Annotated in this window: 4 protein-coding genes; 3 read left to right on the top strand and 1 reads right to left on the bottom strand. The window is 64.5% G+C overall.

All coding sequences use genetic code 11. The annotated features are described in order from the left end of the window. Positions 1 to 857: ABC transporter ATP-binding protein (locus VB080_RS07625; RefSeq protein ID WP_323417839.1), on the bottom strand; the 857-nt coding region annotated here is incomplete at its 3' end. Positions 858 to 1,396: 539 nt separating this feature from the next. On the opposite strand from VB080_RS07625, the gene VB080_RS07620 reads away from it, so the two are divergent. The 3 genes from VB080_RS07620 to VB080_RS07610 form a co-directional block, all read left to right on the top strand. Further along, positions 1,397 to 1,642, top strand: coding sequence for a helix-turn-helix domain-containing protein (locus VB080_RS07620; protein ID WP_323417840.1), 246 nt, complete (start codon positions 1,397 to 1,399; stop codon positions 1,640 to 1,642). A 285-nt stretch (positions 1,643 to 1,927) separates the two neighbouring features. After that, positions 1,928 to 2,095, top strand: coding sequence for a hypothetical protein (locus tag VB080_RS07615; RefSeq protein ID WP_323417838.1), 168 nt, complete (start codon positions 1,928 to 1,930; stop codon positions 2,093 to 2,095). 245 nt (positions 2,096 to 2,340) lie between these two features. Then, positions 2,341 to 2,531: hypothetical protein (locus tag VB080_RS07610; protein WP_323417837.1), on the top strand; the 191-nt coding region annotated here is incomplete at its 3' end.

Here is a 2,531-nt window from a genome sequence, read left to right as displayed (position 1 = left end):
TCCAGCGACGGCGGCTGCGCGGTGAGGCCAGGCACGCCGGCCTCGGCGAGCAGCGCGAGCACCCGCGCGGTGTTGGCGGGCTCCACTGCGAACGTGGTGCGGCCGTCGGAGGCGACCACATCGTGGGCGATCTGCGCCAGGCGGGCGGCGTGCTCCGGCGAGAGCGTGGTGGGGATCGTGTACTCGGTGCGGGTGAGGTGCCGCAGCTCCGCCAGCGTCCCGGTCTCCACGCGCCGGCCCTGGCGAATGATCGAGATGCGGTCGGCGACCTGTTCGACCTCGGCCAGGATATGACTGGAAAGCAATACCGAAGAACCCTCGGACGCCACCCGGGCAACCTCGCTCTGGAAGCGTTGGGCCATCAGCGGGTCCAGGCCCGATGTCGGCTCGTCCAGGACGTACAGCTCGGCCGACAACGAGAACGCCGCGATCAGAGCGACCTTCTGCCGATTGCCCTTGGAATAGGTCCGGATGCGCTTGCTCGGGTCGAACTCGAACACCTCGATCAACCGCTCCCGCTCCGACCGACCCGACGAGCCGCCCCGCAGACCGATGAGCAGATCGATCGCCTCACCCCCGGTCAGCGACGGCCACACGTTCACCTCGCCGGGCACATACGCCAAACGACGGTGCAGTTCCGCCGGCCGCTGCCATGGGTTCTCGCCGAACAAGGAGACCTCCCCGCTGCTGGGCCGATACAAGCCCAACAGCACCCGGATCGTGGTCGACTTGCCCGCCCCGTTCGGCCCGAGAAAACCATGGACCTCCCGCTCGGCCACTTCCAGATCCAGACCGGCGAGCGCACAGAACGACCCGAACGACTTCCGCAGGCCCGAGGCCCGCACAACAGTGGCCATATCATTTAACCTACACTAGATTCATGGGATCGTGAATCTAGTGTAGGTTAAATGATGAGCTCGCAATGGGAAGAGATCGGGCTGCTCGTCTACTCCGGGCGCTACGCGGGCGCGGTTTCGTTGGAACTCCTCAAATGCGGAAGCGGCTTGGTGAGGCTGGCGTGAGGGCCCGCGAGCACAATCGTGCGCTCAGTGACGAGGACTTGTGGCACGCTCGGCGCCATCTTGGATGGCGGCGTTGGTTCCCATGAGGTTGCGCAGCGCTTCCTGGTCGCGCATACGACGCTCCTGAGGGCTCTGAAGCGGGATGGCTCCTCGGTGGTCCCCAAAGCGGAGCGTGGACCTTGGCGCGACGCTCCGGTTGAGGGCAATCGTCCCGATGAGGTGTCGGACGGCGACATGGACGTGCCTCTGCCACAAGAGAGGGACGGCATTCCCGATGCGCCAGGCAGGGTGGTTCGTTCGTCGGAGCACCGGCTCTTCCCGAGTACCTGAAGGGCGATGACGCGGACTCACTTGTCGTTGACTACTTGGCGGGGATGCCGGTGGGGAGGATCGCTGAGAAGTACGGGGTCCATCGCTCGACGGCTACGGCGCATCTTCGCCGCCGCGAGACTCCTGCACCTGCGGCGGGCCTCGATCGGAGGCAACGAGCCGAGGCGCTCCGCCTCTATCGCGAAGGCTTGTCGCTTCGTGAGGTCGGCCGGCGGATGGGTGTGGATCGGAAGCTCGTCCGAGCGGCGCTGGTGGCTGAGGGTGAAGAAATCAGGACGGGGCTGACGTGAGAACCACCATTGCGCACCAGCCTCAGTGCCGAAATCACGAACCGTTTCACCATTGCGCACCAAGCCAAAACCGGCTTTGCCTAGTGCAAATACTAGAAATAAGTCTGGCCCCAGCCTCGAACGCTGGGGCCAGAACCGGGGTGCCTGCGTAGCACGTTCGGCAACTTCTCCCCGAAGGCGAATACGCTGGTCAGGCGCCTGAATCGTGGGGTTTACCGGGTCTGCAACCGCCCCCAGAACACCGCTCCGATGGACCATCGGGGCCCCGTTGTGAGGACTGTTGGGATGGCTCAAACTTTTCTCACCCCCTCCGAGGTCGACCACCTGGTCGCCGACTACGAGGCTGGATGTGGCATCCAGGACCTCGCAGAGAAGTACGGCATCCACCGCGCCACGGTCTTCGCGCACCTCCAGCGGCGTGAGGTGCCGAGGCGGCCGTCCGGGGCTCGATGAACAGGAACAAGCCGAGGCGGTGCGCCTGTCACGCGAGGGCGTGTCGATGCGAGCCATTGGACGCCGGATTGGAGTGGACCGCAGGGCCGTGCCTGTAGCGCTTGTCCAGGCTGGAGCGATCGAATCCGCCCGCAGCATCTGATCCACAGAGGAAGAAGTCCTCGCGCCAACCTCGGAGTACTGTCAAATGCGACCGTAGTTTGTTACGATGGACCAAAGAGCGGAGGTCATTGACAGTGTCACGCATGATCACACGACCTGTTGCCGACATCATCGAGCAGTTCGAGCTCGATGGCGACACGATCGTGACGGTTGACCGACTTGCCTCGGTGATGGACGAGGTCGGTGCAACGGGCTCTCCCCGGATGCTCGCGTATGAGCTTCAGCGTGGTGGTTGGCTGGGTACACTTCGCTCACGGGGCGCATGGGAGTTCCT

Origin of the sequence: Propionicimonas sp. (assembly GCF_034927565.1) — a bacterium.
GTDB lineage: Bacteria > Actinomycetota > Actinomycetes > Propionibacteriales > Propionibacteriaceae > Propionicimonas.
This window is presented reverse-complemented; position numbering and strand designations above follow the sequence as displayed.